Source organism: Candidatus Margulisiibacteriota bacterium (assembly GCA_003242895.1).
Lineage (GTDB): Bacteria > Margulisbacteria > Riflemargulisbacteria > GWF2-39-127 > GWF2-39-127 > GWF2-39-127.
The window spans coordinates 1-4,156 of record QKMY01000029.1; the positions used below are offsets into that span (position 1 = coordinate 1).

Genomic DNA, 4,156 nt, shown 5'->3' on the forward strand with positions numbered 1-4,156 from the left:
TTATCCATTAGGTTGTTTTAATTATGGAAAGTATCTTTTCAGGTTGGGTTATCTTGAGAAAATGCAGGACGTTTTAGTTGCTTTATTTTAGGATATTACACCAGCAATGAAAAAAGAAGGTCTATTGCGTTGCTTAAAATTATTTTATTAATAATGTATAATTTTAGTATGTTCAATATTCTAAAAAAAAAGCAAACGATAGGGTTAGCACTAGGAGGAGGCGCTGCCAGAGGCCTTGCTCATATTGGAGTTTTAAAGGTTTTCGAAAAAAACCGCATCCCGATTGATTGTATTACCGGGGTAAGTGTTGGAAGCATTATAGGTGCACTCTACGCTACAGGGTTATCTGCTTCAACACTTGAAGAACTTGCACAAAAGCTAAAATGGAACCAGTTAGTCTCTCTTATTCCGACGAGAGGCGGAATCGCTTCGAACAAAGCACTCGCAGACTTCATTCTTGATATAATCAAGGTCAACGATTTTAAAAATTTACATATTCCGTTTAGAGCTCTGGCAACAGATATAACTACAGGGAACCCAATAGTTTACAAAGAAGGTCCTTTGATGGAGGCGATTAGGGCTAGCTGCCAATTCCCGGGCATCTTTGCTCCCTTGGACAAACCAAGGAATTTGATTTTTGACGGCGGACTCGTAGAAAATGTTCCGGTTACCGAGTTGCTGAAGATGAATCCAAGCGTTGCTATTGCTGTTGACGTAATTCCTCATAAAAATGTTATTTTTAACCCTCGGAATTTGCTCCAGCTTGTTGACCGGTCAATTGATCTGCTGCTCAAAACAAACTCAGCACAGGGAAAACAAAAAGCACATATAGTAATCGAACCTGTAACAGAAGAGATCTATTCGTTTGATAAGGACAAAGCCAATCGATTAATCGAATTAGGAGAACGCACGACAGAAAAAGCTCTCCCTCAAATTCTAAGCCTTATTAAATAACAATTTTCTCGAAATCAGCCAATCGGCAATACTCTTCATAAATATTTTTAACTAATGCCAGTCGGTTTTTACGGATTTCTTCATTTTCTGCCATTACCATGACTTTATCAAAAAAAGCTTTCACAGAAGGAACCAGATTCTCAAGGTTTTTATATATTGCTGAGAAATCAGAGGCTGCTTCATTGGCCTTTTTAATTGCGAAATAATGACTGAATAACGATTGCTCTTCGGCTTCCTGAAACAGTTCAGGACTAACATCGTTACACGATGAATCCGATATTCTCCCTAACCTCACAGCAGTTTCAGCAAGCTCCTTAAACATTGCACTTCCTCTATGGGCTGCGATCACTTCGAGGCATTGGCGGATTCTAATAATATTGTTTTTTTCAGCAGCGAGTACCGCATCAACTATATCATACGAAAATCCTTGGTCAATAAAAGCATTTCTAAGCCGCTGCAAAAAGAAATCAAGGATAGCATTGGTTTTTTTGTCTTTAAACAGGCTCTCTGCAAAAGTTATCAGATCAGATAAATTTAAATCGAGTTCGTTATGCATGATAATAGTAACAACACCTTGAGCTGCCCTTCTTAGCGCATAAGGATCCGCGGAACCAGTGGGAATAACTCCGATACTAAAACAACCGACAATACTATCAAGCTTGTCAGATATACTGCATATCTTTCCCAAATTAGTCATGGGCAAACTGTCTCCGGCATAGCGTGGCAGATAGTGTTCAAATATAGCTTGTGCCACTTCCACCTCTTTCTCAAAATACAAGGCATATTTTTGTCCCATAATTCCTTGAAGCTCGGGAAATTCGTATACCATATGGGTGACAAGGTCTACCTTCATCAAAAAAATGGCTTCTTTGATTTTTTCATCAGGGTAAGCCGCTGAAAAAACATGTATATTTAACCATTGAGCTATCTGATAATCTCTCTCTATCTTCTCATACAGAGACCCCAATTTCTCTTGATAAACAATCGTTTTTAACTTCTGAAGCAAGCTTTCGAGTGGGACCTTTTTATCTTCATCAAAGAAGAACTTTGCATCTTCTAATCGAGCAATAAGAACCCGGTTATTTCCTGCCAATATATTTTGAGAACTGATTTGCGTTGCATTCTCAGCTACGATGAAATACTTATTGGTTAATTTCCCATTAACTTTCGCAGGAAAATACTTTTGATTCTTTTGCATGGTAGTAATGAGAACTTCTTCTGGGATATCCAAGAATTCCTCTGGAAACTTTGATAAAAGAACTGTAGGGTATTCTGTCAAATACATGACTTCTTCAATTAACTTGTCATTCTCAATTATCGGTTCAATTTTTTCTTGCGCGGAAATAGTTTTTATCGCATCAATTATTATGGATTTTCTCTTCTCAGGATTAACGATAACTTTTTCTTGCTGTAAAAGGTTTTCGTAATTATCAATGGCATCGACGATTATCTCTTTAGCCCAGCCCTTATCATCTCTAGCAGAAAAAATCCGATGGCCCTGAGTCATATTTCCTGATGTTATACCGGCAAAAGTTAAAGGAAGGACCACATGATCCCAAAGGAAAACAATCCAATGTACCGGACGTATGAATTGCTGCGGCTCGTATCCCCATCTCATAGCTATAGGCATGTGAATTTTTTGCAGCAAATTAATTATAATTCCAGGAAGTACCTTTTCAGTTTCTTCTCCTTTTTTGAACACAGTGGCATATACATAATTATCACGAACGAACAGCTCCTGCACCGGCACATTCTGACTTGCAGCGAACCCGGAAGCTGCCTTCGTCGGACTACCAGTATCATCATAAGCAACTTTGCCGGGAGGGCCTTTAATCTCAGAAACCATGTCCTCCTGGAGCGTAGATAATTCTCTTCCAATTATGGCTATTCTTCGAAAAGTCGTCATCACAGATACTTGAGAAAAAGCAATTCTATTTGAAGTCAGCTCATTTACAATACTCTCTGATAATTCTTGTTCTATCTTAGGCAAAAACCGCGCGGGGATTTCTTCGGTCCCTATTTCAAGTAGCAAATCAGGCATTATTAGGCTCCTTTATCAAAGGGAATTGCAAAGCTTCTCGCTCTGCAACATATAGTTCTGCACATTTTCTCGCCAGCTTCCGAATGCGAGCGATGTACCCCACTCTTTCAGTAACAGATATTGCGCCTCTGGCATCGAGCAAATTAAAGAGGTGAGAACATTTCAGGCAACAGTCATAAGCTGGCAATACAATTTTTCGGTCAATTATCCTGAATGCTTCTTTTTCGTATCCTTCAAAAGTTCTAAAAAGCATTTCAGTGTCTGCTATCTCAAAGTTATAGATGCTTTGTTCTTTTTCATTTTGCAGGTAAATGTCTCCATATGTAATATTACCGGCCCATTTAATATCAAAAATACTCTCAACCTTCTGGATGTACATGGCAAGCCGCTCGATTCCATAGGTAATTTCAACAGAAATCGGATTAAGATCAAGTCCTCCACATTGCTGGAAATATGTAAATTGAGTTACTTCCATGCCGTCAAGCCATACTTCCCAACCAACGCCCCATGCACCAAGCGTCGGCGACTCCCAGTTATCTTCTACAAAACGGATATCATGTTCTTCAGGGATAATCCCAAGAAGCCGCAAACTATCAAGATACAAGTCTTGCACATTCAAAGGTGAAGGTTTGAGAATAACTTGAAACTGAAAATAATGCTGCAGCCTATTTGGGTTCTCTCCATACCTTCCATCAGTAGGTCTTCGCGAAGGTTCAACATACGCAACATTCCACGGTTCCGGCCCTAAAACACGCAAGAAAGTAGCGGGATTCATCGTTCCTGCCCCTTTCTCGATATCGTATGGCTGCATAACGATGCAATTTTGCTGCATCCAAAACTGCTGTAGTTTATATATTAATTCTTGAAAATTCATATGTTAGAACCCTTTTAGATTGTTAATTTTTTTAATCTTAAAAAATTTTACAATAAAAAATAATATAATACAAATATTTTATGAAAAATAACAAGAATTACTCAAAATCGAAATAATTTTCGCGTTTTTTTCTCTGATAATTATTTTAATTACAGGCAGCAACCTCACCAATATTGCATCTAAAAAGCAGCAGTTCTAATTATGAGTTTTAGCGCTGATAAACATTGAGTTCAGGCAATAAAGTATCCCTATTGGGATGATTATAATAGGGACGAGTCGCTCCCTAT

At 38.4% G+C, this 4,156-nt stretch carries 3 protein-coding genes; 1 reads left to right on the forward strand and 2 read right to left on the reverse strand.

Going from position 1 to position 4,156, the window contains the following annotated elements:
• Nucleotides 1-129 precede the first annotated feature (129 nt).
• On the forward strand, nt 130-954 hold the full coding sequence (locus DKM50_04320; protein ID PZM82113.1) for a hypothetical protein: 825 nt from the start codon (nt 130-132) through the stop codon (nt 952-954).
• On the opposite strand, the gene DKM50_04325 is transcribed toward DKM50_04320, so the two are convergent.
• Complete coding sequence (locus DKM50_04325; GenBank protein ID PZM82114.1) at nt 947-2,995, reverse strand: glycine--tRNA ligase subunit beta; 2,049 nt, start codon at nt 2,993-2,995, stop codon at nt 947-949. The two genes, DKM50_04320 and DKM50_04325, sit on opposite strands and share 8 nt — an antisense overlap.
• Nucleotides 2,988-3,869, reverse strand: a complete 882-nt coding sequence (glyQ, locus tag DKM50_04330) for a glycine--tRNA ligase subunit alpha (GenBank protein ID PZM82115.1) — start codon at nt 3,867-3,869, stop codon at nt 2,988-2,990. The genes DKM50_04325 and glyQ overlap by 8 nt, the downstream gene beginning before the upstream one ends.
• Nucleotides 3,870-4,156: the final 287 nt, after the last annotated feature.